This is a genomic window from Ruegeria sp. SATB027 (genome assembly GCF_059613825.1).
This window is the reverse complement of sequence record NZ_JBXWTH010000017.1, coordinates 85196-104304: the sequence shown is the minus strand read 5'-3', so window position 1 is coordinate 104304 and position 19109 is coordinate 85196. Positions and strand designations below refer to the sequence as shown.

General features: G+C 57.3%; 16 protein-coding genes and 1 tRNA gene. 9 read left to right on the top strand and 8 right to left on the bottom strand.

The window, feature by feature from the left end:
* Positions 1-22: 22 nt before the first annotated feature.
* Together AC2FPW_RS02465 and AC2FPW_RS02460 are read left to right on the top strand one after the other, a co-directional pair.
* Positions 23-367, top strand: coding sequence for an MmcQ/YjbR family DNA-binding protein (locus AC2FPW_RS02465; RefSeq protein WP_480564624.1), 345 nt, complete (start codon positions 23-25; stop codon positions 365-367).
* Between the two features lie 56 nt (positions 368-423).
* Complete coding sequence (locus tag AC2FPW_RS02460; RefSeq protein WP_496812457.1) at positions 424-1608, top strand: pyridoxal phosphate-dependent aminotransferase; 1185 nt, start codon at positions 424-426, stop codon at positions 1606-1608.
* Positions 1609-1614: 6 nt separating this feature from the next.
* Here the strand turns inward: AC2FPW_RS02460 and AC2FPW_RS02455 are convergent, their stop codons facing one another.
* A complete protein-coding gene (locus tag AC2FPW_RS02455) occupies positions 1615-2133 on the bottom strand; it encodes an outer membrane protein (protein WP_496812456.1) in 519 nt (172 codons plus the stop codon).
* A 414-nt stretch (positions 2134-2547) separates the two neighbouring features.
* On the opposite strand from AC2FPW_RS02455, the gene AC2FPW_RS02450 reads away from it, so the two are divergent.
* The gene (locus tag AC2FPW_RS02450; protein ID WP_496812455.1) at positions 2548-4092 is read left to right on the top strand and encodes a trimethylamine methyltransferase family protein; all 1545 of its coding nucleotides are present in this window, start codon (positions 2548-2550) and stop codon (positions 4090-4092) included.
* 52 nt (positions 4093-4144) lie between these two features.
* On the opposite strand, the gene AC2FPW_RS02445 is transcribed toward AC2FPW_RS02450, so the two are convergent.
* A complete protein-coding gene (locus AC2FPW_RS02445) occupies positions 4145-4390 on the bottom strand; it encodes an EF-hand domain-containing protein (protein WP_209596397.1) in 246 nt (81 codons plus the stop codon).
* Positions 4391-4931: 541 nt separating this feature from the next.
* Positions 4932-8552 carry a vitamin B12-dependent ribonucleotide reductase gene (locus AC2FPW_RS02440; RefSeq protein WP_496812454.1) on the bottom strand — a complete coding sequence of 1207 codons (3621 nt, stop codon included), beginning with the start codon at positions 8550-8552 and terminating at the stop codon, positions 4932-4934.
* Positions 8553-9093: 541 nt separating this feature from the next.
* Here AC2FPW_RS02440 and AC2FPW_RS02435 point away from each other — a divergent pair.
* Positions 9094-9528: a hypothetical protein gene (locus AC2FPW_RS02435; protein ID WP_267365347.1), complete on the top strand. Its 435-nt coding sequence runs from the start codon at positions 9094-9096 to the stop codon at positions 9526-9528.
* A gap of 14 nt (positions 9529-9542) precedes the next feature.
* Here the strand turns inward: AC2FPW_RS02435 and AC2FPW_RS02430 are convergent.
* The 4 genes from AC2FPW_RS02430 to pdxH form a co-directional block, all read right to left on the bottom strand.
* Positions 9543-9619: transfer RNA gene (locus AC2FPW_RS02430), tRNA-Pro, on the bottom strand.
* Positions 9620-9662: 43 nt separating this feature from the next.
* Positions 9663-10130: a DUF192 domain-containing protein gene (locus tag AC2FPW_RS02425; protein WP_496812453.1), complete on the bottom strand. Its 468-nt coding sequence runs from the start codon at positions 10128-10130 to the stop codon at positions 9663-9665.
* Positions 10131-10137: 7 nt separating this feature from the next.
* Positions 10138-10644 carry a cold-shock protein gene (locus tag AC2FPW_RS02420; RefSeq protein WP_245220458.1) on the bottom strand — a complete coding sequence of 169 codons (507 nt, stop codon included), beginning with the start codon at positions 10642-10644 and terminating at the stop codon, positions 10138-10140.
* A gap of 142 nt (positions 10645-10786) precedes the next feature.
* A complete protein-coding gene (gene pdxH, locus AC2FPW_RS02415) occupies positions 10787-11392 on the bottom strand; it encodes a pyridoxamine 5'-phosphate oxidase (protein WP_496812452.1) in 606 nt (201 codons plus the stop codon).
* Between the two features lie 135 nt (positions 11393-11527).
* Here pdxH and fabI point away from each other — a divergent pair, with 135 nt between their 5' ends.
* The 5 genes from fabI to trpE all read left to right on the top strand — a co-directional run bounded on the left by fabI (position 11528) and on the right by trpE (position 17490).
* Positions 11528-12334: an enoyl-ACP reductase FabI gene (fabI, locus tag AC2FPW_RS02410; RefSeq protein ID WP_267365343.1), complete on the top strand. Its 807-nt coding sequence runs from the start codon at positions 11528-11530 to the stop codon at positions 12332-12334.
* Positions 12335-12338: 4 nt separating this feature from the next.
* Complete coding sequence (gene gpt, locus AC2FPW_RS02405; protein ID WP_267365342.1) at positions 12339-12848, top strand: xanthine phosphoribosyltransferase; 510 nt, start codon at positions 12339-12341, stop codon at positions 12846-12848.
* 21 nt (positions 12849-12869) lie between these two features.
* On the top strand, positions 12870-14045 hold the full coding sequence (locus tag AC2FPW_RS02400) for an aminotransferase (RefSeq protein WP_496812451.1): 1176 nt from the start codon (positions 12870-12872) through the stop codon (positions 14043-14045).
* A gap of 80 nt (positions 14046-14125) precedes the next feature.
* Positions 14126-15967: a SurA N-terminal domain-containing protein gene (locus AC2FPW_RS02395; protein WP_496812449.1), complete on the top strand. Its 1842-nt coding sequence runs from the start codon at positions 14126-14128 to the stop codon at positions 15965-15967.
* Between the two features lie 11 nt (positions 15968-15978).
* A complete protein-coding gene (gene trpE / locus AC2FPW_RS02390; protein ID WP_496812448.1) occupies positions 15979-17490 on the top strand; it encodes an anthranilate synthase component I in 1512 nt (503 codons plus the stop codon).
* Positions 17491-17535: 45 nt separating this feature from the next.
* Here trpE and AC2FPW_RS02385 read toward each other — a convergent pair whose 3' ends face one another.
* Positions 17536-18963 (bottom strand): divergent polysaccharide deacetylase family protein, encoded by a 1428-nt coding sequence (locus AC2FPW_RS02385; protein WP_480564597.1) that lies wholly within the window; start codon positions 18961-18963, stop codon positions 17536-17538.
* Positions 18964-19109: the final 146 nt, after the last annotated feature.

Here is a 19109-nt window from a genome sequence, read left to right as displayed (position 1 = left end):
CCCGTTCGGCACAGTGCCGAACATGGACCGAGATTTCGTCAATTCCATCTGCAAAACGCTGCCCGGCGCTGAACTGTCCGATCCCTGGGGCGGTGGCCATGACGCCTGGAAAATTGGTGGCAAAATGTTCGCCTGTATCGGGATCGCAAATGACGGTGTTTCCGTAAAAACGCCCGATATCGAAACGGCGCAGATGCTGATAGACACTGGGATCGGCATAAAAGCCCCCTATTTCCACCGCAGCTGGGTGCGTCTTCCGTTTGACACCGGTGCAGACGAAATGCGCCATCGTTTGACTGTGTCCTATGACCTTGTCCGCGCATCATTGACCAAAAAACTTCAGGCCTCGATAGCGCCGCGAAGCTGATTGACAAACGCCTGCCGCTCTGTCCCATTCAGCGCAGAGTAACCGGGGCCCTTGTCATGGAATTGTCCAAGCGCATCACGCAGATCACCGGCGGCAGCGACGGGTGGGAGGTGTTCAATCGGGCCCGACGGATGCTGAATGAAGGGCATGCTGTGACAGAATTGACAATCGGCGAGCATGACGTTCGTACCGACTCGTCGATCCTGCACGCTATGGACCTGTCGGCCCGCAACGGTCACACCGGTTATGCCACGGTGCCCGGAACAGATTTGCTGCGCGATACGGTTGCTGCCCGGGTTCAGTCCCGCACAGGTATCCCAACGACGCGTAACAATGTACTGATCACGCCCGGTGGGCAGTCCGCCCTTTTCGCCGCGCATATGGCGGTGTGCGATCCCGGCGACACCGGGCTGTATCTGGACCCGTATTATGCCACCTACCCCGGAACGATTCGCGGTGCCGGGGCCATTGCCCGCGCTGTTCGAACCACCGCAGAAGATGCATTTCAACCGCGCGCAGACTTGATTGATGCGGCGGCGGAAGGCGCGGTTTCGCTGTTGATCAACACACCGAACAATCCGACCGGAGTGGTGTATTCCCATCAGTCACTTGAAGCCATTGCCGATGTTTGCCAACGCCGTGACCTGTGGCTGATATCAGACGAAGTCTATGACACCCAGATCTGGGAGGGCGAGCACCTGTCCGCCCGCGCGCTGCCCGGAATGGCCGATCGTACCTTGGTGGTTGGATCAATGTCCAAATCACATGCCATGACCGGGTCCCGATGCGGGTGGATCGTTGGTCCGGAATACGTGATCCGCCACCTGATAGATCTGGCTACTCATACAACTTATGGCGTTCCGGGGTTCATTCAGGACGCGGCCAGCTTTGCACTGACCGCAGGACAGGAACTTGAAAACAAGATCGCCGCGCCATTCCGTCGCCGCCGTTCATTGGCGATAGACGTATTGGCGGCACAGAACACAGTGGGGCTCGTCCCGGCGCAGGGTTCTATGTATCTGATGCTGGATATACGGGCGACCGGGCTGACGGGCGAAGGGTTTGCGAACGCCCTGCTGGACACTCATGCGATTGCCGTCATGCCGGGCGAAAGCTTTGGCAAAGCCGCAGCGGGTCACATTCGGGTTGCCATGACCGTGGATGATGAGAAATTTGTTAGTGCCTTGAGAACCCTGTGCGCATTTTCAGCGCAGCTCGCCAAGCGAAACGCGGCTGAATAGCCGCATTCAAAACCGAAATGTCGTACGCAGGTTGAAAACATTGGTGTCCAGACTGCCGCTGGATCGGGTGACATCGTCGAAATTCTGCCGCAGCGCTTCACCGCTGATGATGAAATTCTCGCCAATCGGATAGGCCAATCCGATTCCGTAAACCGCGGCCGTGTCACTGTCGACCGAGGTATCAGCCCGCGCCGCGCCCACGACCACGTATCCCAGAGCGTTACCAAAATCATATCCGCCACGCAGTTTCAAGCTGGTCATGCTGTCGAGACTGCCCTGAGACTGGCCAAGGTTCAGGGACAGCCGGTTATATTCCAACTCACCGCCCAGAACGAAATTCCCAAAGTCCTGATCATAGCCCAGATGCGCACCAAAGGCCGTATCATCACCATTCGCACCGCCCGGACCGTCGGCATCTGCAAATCCAAAACTGAACCCTGCATACCCGCCAGTCCAATCCTCAGCCGCAACAGGGCCAGCTCCGGCGATCAATATCGCAACAACAAGGACGGAAAAAGGGTTCATAGTCGGGCTCAATGCAACACCGCTCTGGTTTCGATCAGAGGCATGACTTCAATTCAATCTGTGACCTGCTGGTCATAATTCAACTCCGCTCAGCAGACCTTGGAAGTAAGTGAATGCAGTATAACAGATTTCTTCCAAAACGGGTGAAAATCTCGGCGTTTTGTTCTTTGACCCCAAAAGCCCTAAGAATTGTCCATGTGAATAATTATCAAAGGTCGCAAATAGAACAGATTGTGTCGCCGCGTTTTGGAATGGTCGCGCAAGACGTTGAGGGACAAAATGGCAGACGACGACTGGAAAATCAGCCTGATCAGCCGCACCATTGGGGCGGATCGCGGACGTGCCGCACGGGGACGGCCGTAAAGGTGTGCTTGCTGACACCTTAAGACATCACTCAACGACCGGATTCTTGAAATGAACGACCAACCCCGCAATTCATCGCGCAGTGGCGGCCGCGCCGCGCGCCGTGCTGCCCGTGCAACCGCACTGCCCGAGCACCTGCGACCAGTCCGCCCCGGAATGGAAGGCGGCGTCCTGAATGTACTGACGCAGGCGCAGATCGAACGCATCCACGAAGCAGCACTGACCGCGCTTGAAACCATTGGCCTGGCGGACGCCCCGCAAAGTGGCATTGACTATCTGGTCGGTGCGGGCTGCACTTTGGGCGACGATGGCCGTATCCGTTTCCCGCGTGCCCTTGTCGAGGACACGATTGCTAAGGCGAACCGCTCGGTCACTTTGTACAGCCGGGATGGAAACACCGATCTGGAATTGTCCGGCACCAAAGTGCACTACGGTACGGCCGGAGCCGCCGTGTCCATGGTTGACGTCCACGGTCGGGAATATCGTCATTCCACCGTGCAAGATCTGCACGATGCCGCACGTATCTGCCAACAGCTTGATAACATCCACTTTGTGCAACGGCCAATGGTTTGTCGTGACATCGCCGACAACCTCGAAATGGACCTCAACACGATTTACGCCTGCTGTTCGGGGTCCTTCAAACATGTCGGGACATCCTTCACCGAGCCAAGCCACGTCGCTCCGGCGATGGAGATGATCTATATGATTGCGGGCGGTGAAGACAAATTTCGCGAGCGGCCCTTCGTTTCCAACTCGAACTGCTTTGTTGTTCCTCCAATGAAATTCGCGACAGAAAGCTGCGAAGTGATGGAAGCGTGCATCAAGGCCGGAATGCCAGTCTTGCTGCTATCTGCTGGTATGGCCGGAGCTACAGCGCCGTCGACCATCGCCGGTGCGATCACGCAAGCAACTGCGGAATGCCTGGCGGGATTGGTTTATGTTAATGCCGTAAGTCCCGGTGCTCCGGCGATTTTTGGCACCTGGCCGTTTGGTTTGGACCTGCGAACCGGTGCCATGTCGATCGGTTCAGGGGAACAGGCCCTTCTGACCGCCGGATGTGCCCAGATGCACCGGTTCTACGACCTTCCGGGCGGAGCTGCGGCTGGCGCATCGGATTCGAAACTGCCCGATATGCAAGCCGGCTGGGAACAGATGTGTTCGAATGTCATGGCAGGTCTGTCCGGTCTGAACATGGTATATGAGGCGGCCGGGATGCATGCCTCGTTGCTGGGGTTCTGCCTGGAAAGCCTGATCCTCAGCGACGATCTGATCGGACAGGCGCAACGCTGTGTACGTGGAATCGAAGTGACGGATGACACGCTGGCACTGGATCAAATGGCGGCGGTCTGCATGGGCGGCCCAGGCCACTATCTGGGGACTGACGCAACGCTGAGCCGGATGCAGTCAGATTACGTCTATCCGACATTCGGAGATCGCTCCTCGCCGAAAGAGTGGGTTGAGCTTGGCAAGCCCGATCTGGTGGAAAAAGCCGTGGCAAGGAAAGAGGAAATCCTTTCCACCCCTTCCCCTGCAAGGTTCGACCCGATTCTGGACGCGGAGCTTCGGAGAAAATTCAAAATCCATCTTCCCGCCTAAGGTGATGGAAAAGGCGGCCCGAAAGGGATCGGGCCGCCTGTTAGTATAATGCCTACCCGTCACTGGGCGGCAGCAATCCTGCCTCCTGCGCGATCGCAACCTCGTCTGCATCCAACGCTCCGTCACCATTGGCATCCATGGCCGAGAAGGTGTCGGCGTTGACTTCCGGTACGACCGCCTGAATTTCCTCGATGGTCAGCAGACCATCGCCGTTGGTATCGGCTGAGGATTGGGCCGAAGCAACGCCGGGCAAGCCCAGAACGGCCATGGAAAGCCCGATCAAATAATGCGATTTCATTTCAGTGCCTCCTGAAAGGTGTGTTTGTGTTTACGTCCGGACAGCGCCCAGAAGCACATGGACGCCCCTGCGCGTCACGCGTTTTGGTAGAACTTCGTGATTTCACGCCAATCTTTGCGTGTTTGCCCGAGTCGGGTTTGCGGTTCACCGCCTGAAGAAAGCCATGAAACCGTTGTCGGCGGCTCTTGCCCGACAGGACCACCTTAATCCGGCAATGTGGCGCTTATCCGGGACGACTCGGCGGGTAAAAAGAAAGGGGGCCGAAGCCCCCTGTCAGTTTCGCCTTCCAGGCTCATTTCGTTGACCGCCCGGTGTTTTTTTGCCTGCGGCCTGGACTGCGCATGGGGCGAGCGCACCCGCCCCGTGAAAGAGTGGGAGGGAGCAAATATTCCGCCCCACCCTGTTCCCGGCCAACACGGGCATGTCGGCCGAGTGGAGAAAGGTCAGTCGGTAAGTCTCAGACCTGTTCTCCGTATTCGTCGGGGTCGGTTACTTAGGGCAGCGTCCGACCCCTACGCCCCGGGGTGCCGGGGCGTTAAAGTCAGCTACACCCGCTTGTCGCGCCGCAGGTGTTGCACTTCATGCAAGTGCCGTTACGCACCAGCGTGTAGTTTCCGCATTCGCCACAGGGGTCGCCCTCATAGCCCTGCATCTTGGCTTTGGTGCGGGCGTCCATTCCGGTTGCCACTGCCGTTTCGGTGGCAGGCGCTTCGAACACAGTTGCTGTTTCCGACATTCCGGCCACGTCGCCATAACTGCCGTTTAACACCATCAAATCCTGCGGCAGACGCTTGCGCAGATACCCGGTCGAGCTGATTTGTTTCAACACTTCCAAAGACTTGGACGCCGCAGTTTCACTGATTTCCGAGACATTGGAAACGCCTTCCTCTTCTCCGCGGCCAAGATCATCAAAGGTAGCACCCTCGGGTTTCACATGGGCGAGATCGGTACGGTCCAGATAAGACACGGCCAGTTCGCGGAAGATGTAATCCAGGATCGAAGTCGCGTTCTTGATCGAGTCGTTGCCTTGCACCATCCCTGCCGGTTCGAACTTGGTAAAGGTGAAGGCGTCGACAAACTCCTCCAGCGGCACGCCATATTGCAGGCCGACCGACACGGCGATGGCAAAGTTGTTCATCATCGCCCGGAAGCCAGCGCCTTCCTTGTGCATGTCGATGAAAATCTCGCCCAATTGACCGTCTTCAAACTCACCCGTGCGCAAGTACACCTTGTGGCCGCCAACGATTGCCTTCTGAGTATACCCCTTGCGGCGATGCGGCAGTTTCTCGCGATGGCTGCGGATGATTTCCTTGACCACAACTTTCTCGATCACCTTCTCGGCGAGAACGACGGCTTTTTCCTGTGCAGAGCCGCTTTCCAGCACCTCGGCCGCCTCGTCATCATCCTCGACCAGCGCAGCCGCAAGGGGCTGAGACAGTTTCGAGCCGTCGCGGTACAGCGCGTTGGCCTTTACACCCAGCGACCAGCTAAGCTCATAGGCCTTCTGGCAATCCTCGATTGTCGCATCATTCGGCATGTTGATTGTTTTGCTGATCGCGCCCGAAATAAAGCTTTGCGCTGCGGCCATCATGGTGATGTGGCTGTCAACCCCAAGGAAACGCTTGCCTTTCTTACCGCACGGGTTGGCGCAGTCGAAGATCGCGTAGTGTTCTTCCTTCAGATGCGGTGCACCTTCCAATGTCATGGTTCCGCAGACATGGTCGTTGGCCGCATCGATATCCGCGCGGGTGAAACCCAGATGGCGCAGCAAATCGAAGGTCGGGTCATTCAGCTTTGTCGCCGGAATACCCAGAACGCCGGTGCAGAAATCTTCACCCAAGGTCCACTGGTTGAAGACGAACCGGATGTCAAAGGCGCTTTCCAGCGCGGCGTCCACCTTGGCCAACTCGTTCGGGCCAAAGCCATGACCCGTCAGTGAGGTGTGGTTGATCCCCGGCGCGTTGCCGATGGTGCCGTGGCCGACCGCATAGGATACAATCTCTTCGATCTGCGACGAGGAATAGCCAAGCTTTTCCAGCGCAGAAGGTACCGAGCGGTTGATGATCTTGAAGTAACCGCCGCCTGCCAGCTTCTTGAACTTCACCAGCGCAAAATCGGGCTCGATTCCCGTGGTGTCGCAGTCCATCACCAGACCGATGGTGCCGGTGGGGGCAATCACAGTGGCCTGTGCGTTGCGGTAACCGTTCTGCTCGCCAAGGCTCAGCGCTTCGTCCCACGCCGACATGGCCAGATCGACCAAACGCTTGTCGGGGCAGTTACCATGGTCCAGAGGCACCGGCTTGACGGCCAGCTTCTCATACCCCTCGGTCACACCCTGCGCCGCGCGGCGATGGTTGCGGATAACGCGCAGCATATGGTCGGCATTGCGCTTGTATCCCTTGAACGGGCCAAGCTCACCGGCAATTTCAGCTGAAGTGGCATAGGCTACACCGGTCATGATCGCGGTCAGGGCACCGCAGATCGCCCGCCCCTCATCCGAGTCATAACTGTAGCCCATGTTCATCAGCAGGCCGCCAATGTTTGCGTAACCAAGGCCCAGAGTGCGGAAGTCATACGACAGCTGCGCGATTTCCTTTGACGGGAATTGCGCCATGGTCACCGAGATTTCCAGCGTCAGGGTCCACAGGCGCGAGGCGTGCATGTAGTCGGCTGCCTGGAACTCACCATCCTTGAGGAAGGTCAGCAGGTTCATCGAGGCCAGGTTACAGGCCGTGTCATCCAGGAACATGTATTCCGAGCACGGGTTCGAACCGCGAATCTCGCCATCTTCGGGGCATGTGTGCCATTCGTTGACCGTGTCGTGGAACTGGATACCTGGATCGGCACAGGCCCATGCAGCGTGACCGACTTTCTCCCACAGGTCCCTCGCCTTGACCGTCTTGGCGACCTTACCGTCAGTTCGGTTGATCAGTTCCCAATCGGCGTCTTTCTCAACAGCGGTCAGAAACGCATTGGTGACACGGATGGAGTTGTTCGAGTTCTGGCCCGAAACCGAGCTATAGGCTTCCGAATCCCAGTCCGTGTCATAGGTCGGAAATTCGATACTGTCGTGACCCTGCTTGGTATAGTCCAGCACGCGTTTGATATAAGTCTCTGGGATCGCTACCTTTTTCGCCTCGCGAACCGCTTTCTTCAGGCTGTCATTCTTATTGGGATCATACGCGTCGTCCTGCGCACCGTCCCACGAACGGATGGCCTCGAAAATGCCGTTCAGCATCTTCTCGTGCATCTTCGATCCGGCAACGATCGAGGCCACTTTCTGCTCTTCGATCACCTTCCATTCGATGAATTGTTCGATGTCGGGGTGATCCGCATCGACAATAACCATCTTCGCTGCCCGACGGGTTGTTCCGCCTGATTTGATTGCGCCAGCGGCGCGGTCGCCGATCTTGAGAAAGCCCATCAGGCCCGAGGATTTGCCGCCACCCGACAGTGCCTCACCTTCCGCACGCAGATGGCTGAAGTTGGTCCCGGTGCCCGAGCCGTATTTGAACAACCGTGCTTCGCGCACCCACAGATCCATGATGCCGCCTTCGTTCACCAGATCATCATCGACGGACTGGATGAAGCAGGCATGTGGCTGCGGATGTTCGTAGGCGGATTTGGATTTGGTCAGTTTGCCGGTCTTGTAGTCGACATAGTGGTGCCCTTGCGCCGGACCGTCGATTCCATAGGCCCAGTGCAGGCCAGTATTGAACCATTGCGGGCTGTTTGGGGCGGCGCGCTGAGTCGCCAGCATGTACCGCATCTCGTCGAAATAGGCGCGCGCATCCTCTTCGGTCGAAAAGTAGCCACCTTTCCACCCCCAGTATGCCCACGCACCGGCCAGCCGGTCAAAGACCTGCTTGGAGGAAATTTCGCCCTCGAATTCAGCATCTTCAGCGGGAACCGACCGCCACAGGAATTCAGGAACGTCTTTTTCCTTAACTTTGGTCAGTTTGGACGGAACACCAGCTTTGCGAAAGTACTTCTGGGCAATCACGTCGCTTGCCACCTGCGACCAGGTTGACGGAACTTCGATCCCTTCCAGGCGGAACACAATGGTTCCATCGGGGTTTCGGATTTCAGATGTCGCAGACACAAAATCCAGTTCCGAATAGGCATCCTGATCTGGTTTGGTGAATTTTCTTTCAATCTTCATGTCCGCAGCCCTAGTTAAATTCCGCCTAATTTTCGGTTCACGGCACTACATTTTGAGTTGCGGAGCACCACCCGCAACGCCGACAGAAGCGCGCAAAGGTACTGGTCGCTGTTTTGGACAGCGAAAAAGCCGTTACAACGGCTGCACGTTAATAGACTGTGCTTATCCGACCCTCGCCTGTTGCCGTCCCGGCTTGAACACCAGATATTGTGGCAATCTCTTCGGCTCATACAATTTGACGTATATTGCCATAGAAGGTCAACGCCCTTTTTCAGCCAAATTTGAAATCTTTTTTGTTGACCAGACCCAGACACGAGGGGTGTGAAACTCAAGGTCCGATTCCTCCACAGGCTCGCCTTCGATAAATTCTCGGTCACATCTCGAAGTCTCAAATCGAATTACCGTTTTTACCAGCATAGTTATCTGTATTTGATCAACCAACGCCGCGCTGGTTAGGCTGTAAAGGAATCATCTTCGCCGGGTCTGTCGAACCCACGCTGAACGACCAAAGGTTCACTTCGGAATGAGAAAGGCCAAATGAATGAAGTTGCTTCGCTTTATCCCCGCGTTGGCCTGTATCGTGGCCTGCACGCCACAAGAAACGCCCACCCCGTCACGTAGCGCGCTGTTCGAAACGCAGCCTCAAAGGTTGTTTGAGGCATTTGAATCCAGTTGTTCTGGACCCGGCAAGGTATTTGAGAAAATCGGCAAACAGGCTTTTGAGTGCAGCGAATACCTGCCCCCAAAAGCGGCAGCCTATTTGATTCTGAACTATGACGGATTTCCGCAGGACCTGCCCCAAAGTGTCATGCGCCTGACATCGTCAAAAACAGGTTCCGGCTATCGCGTCGACGCACGATCGTACTTTAAAGTGCCGCAGAAAACCGGAGCAATCGTTGAGGTTCCACTGGAAAGTGACGCGCTGGATCAGGCGATCAGCTCGTTGTATCTGGCGATGGGCGGAACGCCTACATGAGAGTGTGAAGGAAGTGGTCGGGGCGGCAGGATTCGAACCTACGACCCCCTGTACCCAAAACAGGTGCGCTACCAGACTGCGCCACGCCCCGGACCGTGCGCCTTCCTAACGATGACAATCTGATTTGAAAAGCCCTAACAGGGCCAAATCGCAGGACCTTGCGAAAAAATTTCGTGCTGCATCTGAGTGCCGACGCCGATAGAGTAGCGCGCGGACAATCCGGCATTGATTTCCAGTACCGCAAAAACGGCATCCCCACCTTCAATCGGTGTCAGATCGCCGGGAATCGCACTCTCATGCACGTGTGACACTGTGCCCGTACGGTCCAGAAATATCATGTCGAGCGGAATCAGTGTGTTCTTCATCCAAAACGCGACAGGTTGCGGCGGATCGAACACGAACAGCATACCGGATCGATTCGGCAACGACTCGCGAAACATCAACCCCTTTGACCGTTCCTGAGGCGTAACCGCCATTTCCACGTCAAATCGGATTGTCGCGCTGTCGTTTCGGAGAGTGATATGATCAACGCTGCACGCAGCAAACGCCCCCCCTGTCCACAGTGTGATCAGAAGTGTCCAGAATACCAGAAAACGAGTCATCGAAGTGTCAGCCGTCCAGCGCGGCTTCCCAGGCGAGAACCTGCGCCGCCATTCGGCCGCGCTTGCCATCAATTACGCGCATCGCAAGCGCCTCTCCGGGCTGGAGGTCAGCAAGCCCCGAGCGCCGCAACACTTCGATATGCAAGAACACGTCTTCACCGCGCCCAAAAACATTTGCGAACCCGAAGCCCTTGCCTTTGTCGAACCACTTCACCCGCGCGGCCTCCAGAGGGGCTTCTGCGATAGCGTCCGGATCCAACTCGGCGAAATCGGCCAACATCATCGACTCGGCGCGCGCTGGCGGGTCAATTGCAACAACCTCAACCGCCTGAACACCTCTGTCCGTGCGGTGTGTCATGATCTCGATACCCGCTCCGTCCGCGACGGAACTCTGACCGAAATTGCGCAATACGTTCACGTGCAACAGAATATCCGGGCCGCCTTCGTCAGACACAACAAAGCCGTATCCCTTGGCGGGATCGAACCATTTCACGTGTCCACGGACGCGATACATGTTGTTCAGGTCTTCTGGCACGGTTTTCCCATCGCGAATTTTAGCAGTTCGTTAAGGGTCTGTTGTTTATGGGATTGGCGGGCAAATTCAAGCTGAAAAAATCGTTTACTTTCTGCCTGTTGCATTTCACGACACGTGAACGTCATGGATTCAACCTTTCAACATGCCATGCCGATCCCGGCTCAATTCGTTTCCATCTGAACCGGTCATGCAAGCGAAATGCTCCATCAGCCCAGAACTCAATCTCTGTCGGCGTTAATCGGTACCCGCCCCAGAATGGAGGACGAGGTGGATTCGGCCCAAGTTTAGCGGTCACTTTCGCGACCTCTGCCATCAAAGCTGTCCGACTTGAAAGCGGTTGTGACTGCTTTGAAGCCCAGGCACCCAACCGGCTTTTCAATGACCTTGATGCATAATACGCATCAGCCTGGGGCCCGTTTTCACGACATACTGTACCACGAACACGAAGTTGACGCCGCAAAGATTTCCAATGCATTACAAATGCAGCTTTTTCCGACGTATCCAGCTCGTTCGCTTTGACGCTTTCGTAGTTTGTATAGAATACAAATGAATCCGCTTCGATTTCTTTCAGCAGAACCATGCGTGCATTTGGCAAACCGTCCGGGTCAACGGTTGCAAGCGCAATCGCATTCGGATCATTCAATTCAGTCTCTTCAGCCTCAGCTAACCACCGGGCCGCAATTTCAAACGGATCGGAGCCAGCAAAGATGCCATCACGCTCGGTCATTTCCATCCCCTGGAAAGTATTAATGACGAGCCTAAGGCGAGAACCCGCTGCGAGCAAGAGCGCACGGCCTTGATGCAGCGCTACCAATGGCATAAACCATGCCAATCTAACGCGAAGACAGGCGGAGAACCAAACATGTCAAATCAGTTGATGGCCGGCAAACGTGGCCTCATCATGGGACTGGCCAATGACAAATCAATCGCATGGGGAATCGCCCGCGCCTTGTCCGAAGCCGGAGCTGAACTTGCCTTTTCTTATCAGGGTGACGCTTTGAAAAAACGTGTGGACCCGCTGGCTGCGCAATTAGGCAGCGAAATCGTTCTGCCCTGCGACGTGAGCGATGAGGCTTCAATTGATGGGCTTTTCTCGGCGCTGGAAGAGAAGTGGGGCAAGCTGGACTTTATCGTTCACGCCATCGGTTTTTCTGACAAGAACGAATTACGTGGACGTTATGTGGATACCAGCCGGGCCAATTTCACGCTGACGATGGATGTCTCCGTCTATTCGTTCACCGCGGTTATGCAGCGCGCGGAAAAGATGATGTCCGAAGGCGGCAGTGCCATAACACTGACCTATTACGGCGCCGAGCAGGTGATGCCCCACTATAACGTGATGGGTGTTGCAAAGGCCGCTCTGGAAGCGTCGGTCAAATACCTGGCCGAGGACCTGGGCAAGGACGGTATTCGCGTGAACGCGATCTCGGCCGGCCCGATCAAAACCCTGGCTGCCAGTGGCATTGGCGATTTTCGCTACATCATGAAATGGAACGAGTACAACTCTCCGCTGCGCCGCAACGTGACCATTGACGATGTCGGCAAGTCGGCCCTGTACCTGCTGTCGGACCTCAGCAGCGGCGTCACCGGAGAGAATCTGCACGTGGATTCGGGTTACCATATTGTCGGAATGAAGGCCGTTGACGCCCCTGACGTGGAAAAAGGTTAAGAACATGAGCGCTAAGGACCGCCTGCCGCACGAAAAAGGATTTCACATCAGCTGGGACCAGATCCACCGCGACTCGCGCGCATTGGCGTGGCGTCTGGACGGGCAAGGCCCCGATGATGGCAGCTGGCGTGCTGTTGTGGCGATCACCCGTGGCGGCATGGCCCCTGCGATGATCGTCAGCCGGGAACTGGATATTCGTACCGTCGATACGGTCAGCGTCAAATCCTACCACCATCAAGCTCAGGGTGAGGCGGAAGTTCTGAAAGCACCCGATGCCAAGTTAATGGGCGACGGAACCGGAATTTTGATCATCGACGATCTTGTGGACAGCGGGAAAACCCTGGAACTGGTTCGAGAGATGTATCCGAACGCGCATTTTGCGACGGTTTATGCCAAGCCCAAGGGACGCCCTATGGTGGATACGTTCATCACCGAAGTCAGTCAGGACACATGGATCTTTTTCCCGTGGGACATGGCCCTTCAATATGTCGAGCCCTATCGCGGCACCGATTGAATTCAGATCAGTAGGCAGCACATGACGCTCAGCCGTACCGCCGCAACATTCGCGCCGCCAGTGATGGAAGCGCGCCGATGGCTCGAAGGCGTTACGTTCCCACCCGAACGCCCGCTGATCAACGTAAGCCAGGCGGCGCCGGTTGACCCGCCGCCGCTGGCCTTGCGCGAGGCTATGGCCGAATTTACCGTGCGCGAAGACCATGCGCATCTTTATGGCCCTGTGCTGGGAGATGACGATCTTCGCGCGGAACTGGCTGCGCAGATCAGCACGCACTACGCAGCAAGGGTTGGGGCACCTCAGGTTGCTATCACCTCAGGCTGCAATCAGGCGTTTTCAGCAGTGATATCGGCCATCACCGGTGAAGGGGATGAGGTCATTCTACCAACCCCTTGGTATTTCAATCATAAAATGTGGCTGGATATGTCAGGTGTCCACGCTGTGGACCTGAAGACCGGCGACGATTTGCTGCCCGACCCTGAGCGCGCGCGCGCGCTGGTCACGGACAAAACACGTGCCATCGCTCTGGTCACGCCCAACAATCCCGGCGGCGTTGAATACCCGGCAGACCTTGTCCGCGCCTTCTTTGAGCTTGCGAGCGAAACCGGGATACACCTGATCGTCGACGAAACCTACCGTGACTTCGACAGTCGCAGCGGGCCACCACATGACCTGTTCCAGCAACCAGACTGGGATCAGACGCTGATCCACCTTTATTCCTTCTCCAAGGCCTACAGGCTGACGGGCCACAGGGTCGGCGCAATTGCAACGGGCACCGCACTTCTGGCTGAGGTCGAGAAGTTTCTCGACACTGTTGCCATTTGCCCCGGTCAGATCGGACAGTTCGCCGCGCTTTGGGGTATGCAAAACTTGTCGCAATGGCTGGCAGGCGAACGCGACGAAATACTCGACCGTCGCGCTGCCATCCTTGAGAGGATACCCGCACTGGAAGCTAAAGGCTGGCGTCTTTTGGGACTTGGGGCGTATTTCGCCTATCTGGAGCACCCGTTTGACATTCCGTCCGACGAACTTGCCCGGCGTTTGGTGCGTGAAGCCGGTGTTCTGCTATTGCCCGGCACCATGTTCATGCCCGATCACCACCCGGACGGGAAACGGCAAGTGCGCATTGCCTTTGCCAACCTCGACCGCACAGGTTTGGGCCAATTGTTCGAACGGTTGCAGGGCCTGTCCTTCTAAGCTTGCCCCCCGGCGGTGTGCGTCGTATTCAAGGCGGCAACCGACAGGGCAGAACGCTGCCGAAATAACAAGAGGGCACCATGGCCGCAGGCGCTAAAAGTCTTTCGAAAACCTTTGTCTGGATTCTGATGGGCATGCTCATGCTGGGGCTCGCGGGGTTCGGCGCCGTCAACCTGAGCGGTACAGTCCGTACAGTGGCGCAAGTTGGTGATGAAAGCATCTCGATCGATGATTTTGTCCGCGAGTTGCAGCGCGAGATCCGCGCGGTTGAGGCGCAATCGGGTCAGCCCCTGCAAATGTCGCAGGCACGCGATCTGGGGCTGGACCGAAACGCGCTTGCCCGCCTGACGGCCTTGGCGGCGCTGGACAACGAGGTGAGCCAGCTTGGGATTTCCATAGGGGATGAGAACCTGCAAAAAGAGATCGTGTCAGTTCCGGCCTTTCAGGGCGTAGACGGCAGTTTCGACCGCGAGGCATACCGCTTTCAGCTTGAACAAGTCGGCATGACGGATTCCGAGTTCGAGACGGACCTGCGCAAAGAATCCGCCCGTACGATCGTTCAAGGTGCGATCATGGGGGGTGTGGAAATGCCTGCCACCGTGACAGACACGATGGCCAACTACATTGGCGCCCGTCGCAGCTTTACCGTTGCGACGGCAGGGGCCGAGGCATTGGAAACCCCCATGGCCGAACCGACTGACGCTCAGATTCAGACCTTCTATGACGAAAACGCTGAACAGTTCACCCTGCCCCGTACCAAACAGCTGACTTATGCGATTCTGTCTCCGGCCATGTTGGTGGACACGGTTGAGGTTGACGAAGAATCCCTTCGCAAGCTTTTTGAAGAGCGGTCGGACGAATATAATCAACCGGAACGCCGTCTGGTCGAGCGCCTGAATTTCCCGGATGAGCAAGCAGCCAACGACGCCAAGGCGCAACTTGAGGTCGGCGGAACGACCTTTGAACAACTGGTTCGCGATCGTGATCTGGAACTTTCCGATATCGATCTCGGCGACCTGACACGTGAGGATCTGGGCGAGGCCGCCGACGCCGTGTTCGCGGCAGAGCTTGACGCTGTTGTTGGCCCTCTGCCTTCGGTATTTGGCCCCGCCCTGTTCCGTGTCAACGGATCCCTGGCTGCAAACAGCGTTCCCTTTGAGGAGGCCGAACCGGCCCTGCGCGAAGAACTGGCGACAGAACGCGCCCGCCGCTTGATCGAGTCTCAGTCCGAAGACATAAACGACATGCTGGCTGGCGGTGCGACCCTGGAAGAACTGGCAAGTGAAACCGAAATGGAACTGGGTCAGATCGACTGGACCCGAGACAGCGCCGAGGACATAGCGGCCTATGACGGGTTCCGCGCCGCCGCCGAAGCCGTGCAAGAAGGAGATTTCCCAGAAATCGCATTTCTCGAAGATGGATCGATCTTTGCCTTGCGCCTGAACGACGTTCTGCCGCGTCGCCCTGAACCGCTGGAAAGCGCACGCGACCGTGTCGCCGCTGCCTGGGTACAGGCAGAGACCAACAAAGCCTTGCTGGACAAAGCAAACGCCGCACTGAGCCAACTGGCCACTGATGGTGACTTCGCTGCGACTGGCCTGCCCTTCCGCGTTGAAAACGCACTGACGCGTACCGCGTTTCTTGATGACGTCCCCGCCAGTTTCATGAATGAAGTGTTTCAGATGGAACTCGGTGAGTTGCGCGTCATTGGTGGAAATGGTGCAGCCTTGCTGGTGCGTCTGGACGAGGTTCTGCCCCCCGAGGATTCCGACGAGCTGCGCCGGTTGCGCGACGCACTGGCAACGCAGATGGATCAGGCGCTGTCGCAGAATATTTTTGACGCATACGTACGGGACGCTCAGACCCGCGCCCGCCCGGTCGTGGATCAGCAGGCGCTAAACGCCGTGCAGGCGAGCTTTTAAGCGAGACCAAGATGGCCCTGACACCCGATTTCGATACCTTCGCACGCGCCTATGAAGCGGGCGAAAACCAGGTGGTTTACACACGTCTCGCCGCCGATCTGGACACACCCGTGTCGTTGATGCTCAAACTGACGGGCGCGCAGAAAGATGCGTTCATGCTGGAGTCGGTTACGGGCGGTGAGGTGCGTGGCCGCTATTCAATCATCGGCATGAAACCGGACCTGATCTGGCGCTGTCACGGTGAAACGTCCGAGTTGAACCGTTCGGCGCGGTTCGACGCCGACGCCTTTGCCGCGCAGGGCGGCAATCCGATGGACAATCTGCGTGCCTTGCTGGCCGAAAGCCGTATTGAACTGCCAGACGACCTGCCTCAGGCTGCCGCCGGGCTGTTTGGATATCTGGGTTATGACATGGTCCGGCTGGTCGAATACCTGCCGGACGTGAACCCCGATCCGCTGGGACTGCCAGATGCGATCATGTTGCGCCCGTCTGTTGTCGCAGTATTGGATGGCGTCAAAGGCGAGGTGACGGTGGTTTCACCCGCCTGGGCCAGCGACGGTCAATCTGCCAAAGCTGCCTATGCGCAGGCGGCCGAGCGTGTGATGGATGCGGTCCGCGATCTGGAACGTGCGATGCCCGCCGAAACCCGTGATCTGGGCGACGCCCGCGAAATTGCGGCGCCGGTGTCGAACTTCACCAAATCCGGCTATATGGAAGCGGTTGAAAAGGCCAAGGAATACATCCGTGCTGGCGATATCTTCCAGGTAGTTCCAGCGCAGCGTTGGACGCAGGATTTTCCGCTGCCGCCTTTCGCGCTTTATCGTTCGCTGCGGCGCACCAACCCCTCGCCATTTATGTTCTACTTCAACTTCGGCGGTTTTCAGGTCGTTGGGGCCAGCCCCGAGATTCTGGTGCGGGTGTTCGGCAGCGAAGTCACCATTCGCCCGATTGCAGGCACACGTCCCCGTGGCGCGACCCCCGAGGAAGACAAGGCGAACGAGCTTGACCTGCTGGCCGATAAGAAAGAGCTGGCCGAACATCTCATGCTTCTGGACCTCGGGCGCAATGATACCGGCCGCGTGTCCAAAATCGGCACAGTTCGCCCGACCGAAGAGTTCATCATCGAACGCTACAGCCATGTGATGCACATCGTGTCGAACGTGGTGGGTGAGCTGGCGGAAGACAAAGATGCGCTGGACGCCTTCTTTGCCGGGATGCCTGCGGGCACCGTCTCGGGTGCGCCGAAAGTGCGGGCGATGGAGATCATTGACGAGCTTGAGCCGGAAAAACGCGGCGTCTACGGCGGTGGTGTTGGTTATTTCAGCGCAGGCGGTGACATGGACATGTGCATTGCCCTGCGCACGGCCATCGTGAAGGATCAGAAACTCTATATTCAGGCTGGTGGCGGTGTTGTCTATGACAGCGACCCCGAGGCCGAGTTCATGGAGACTGTTCATAAGTCAAACGCCATACGGCGTGCGGCGGAAGATGCCGCTCGGTTCACCGGAAACGGCAACAGTTAAAAAAAAGGGCGGCTGATCAATTGATCACCGCCCTGTTTCAAGCTGTCACTGTACCTGTTTCATCAAGACGGCCGAGATCGGCGCCATCGCTACCCGGCTGCCGCGATCCTCAAGACCCCACAGCAACAGGGCCGAGATTGTCTCGGGCCGTACGCGCCCCAGCATGACAACGGTTCCTTCCTGACCAGCCCGGAACGCGGCCTGATCCAGGAACCGGCGCATGATTCTGGGATCCTGTCGCGCCCCATCGATATCGCGGAACACAACGCTGGACGGAATGCCATTGCGAACCGCCAACTTCTGGACAGTGTTCAGCCCATTGTCCTGTGTGATCAACCCGCGTCCGGTTCCGGCAGCAATTGCCGCGACCTGATCGGCCAGCTTGCGGTTTCCCTGAATGCCACTGTTCACGCCTTCCAGAATACCCACTGTTTCAGGCAATGTATCCAGCCACACGGACAGGGAAACTTCGGCATCCTGCGCGCTTGCTGCCTCGGGCAGGTCCGCAAGGGCCAGAACTTCGAACCCCGCCGCGCGGTGCCGTGCCATCTTTTCCGCCGCATCCGGATCAGACGGGTTCACGGCAAAGCTGATCGGGTAAGGGAAATCCTGCAACGCTTCGGCCCCGAACGCGCCTTCGTCATCAATCAGAATGATCGACATCAGCGGCTTAGATTCCGGGTTCTCGAACTTGGCGGCAAAACGTTCAATCGGTTTTTCCGCAGATGGCTGTTCGGAAATCGCCTGTTCTGCAACAGGCTCATCATCGCGTTCCGTCAAAGGCAGGATACGTTTTCCGACAATCGAACTGGCACTTTCTTCCTGTTCTCCCCCGATCTGAGGCAGCGCAGCAATACGCGGAAGCTCTCGGGGCAAGGTATCTTCATCCCCTTCCACCGCAATCGGACTGCTTTCAAATGAATTATCAGTCGTAGTGTCTTTTGTTTGTGGTTCAGCCTCGACCTGTGGCAACGGATTTGGTTCGGGCTCAAGAACTGCGACCTCGGTTGTGTCAGACTCGGTCGGCGGCGTGGGGGTTTCATCAATTACAACCGGCACGGACTGTTCCTGCTGAACTGCGGGTACCTGGCTAGGCTCGGGCGGCGCAGCGGGGGCTTCGGTCATGACAGACACTTCGGTCGCGACCGATGCAGCGGGCTCGTTCGGGGCCTCAGCCGCTTTGCCAACCTCGGGCTGCGGCTCGGATGACGCTTCCAACCCGGACAAGTCGGCCAGATCTTCGCTGGCATTATCGGCGGCTTCTGGCGCACGCGGGGCCAGTTCCACCAGATCGGCATCAGAAACATCCTCGGCAAGTTCAGTAGGCGCCTCTGGTGTTTCTGAAATCGTCGGCGCTGGTGCTTCGGTCGCAACAACCGGTGTGTTGACCATCGGCGTGTTGAGCGACACGACCGCACCCAAGATCAAAACAACGATCGCCCCTGCGACCATTCCTCCGAAAAATCCGCCCATATTTCCTGCCTTTCGCCTCTTTTCCCTGCCTCGCCCTGCTCTGCGCCATCTGGTGTGGCGCTCGGTCAATTGGAGGCGTCAGAAACCGTATGTCCTCTTGACGCTGCCGTCCAAGCCTGAGCATGTATGTGCGGACATTATACCGT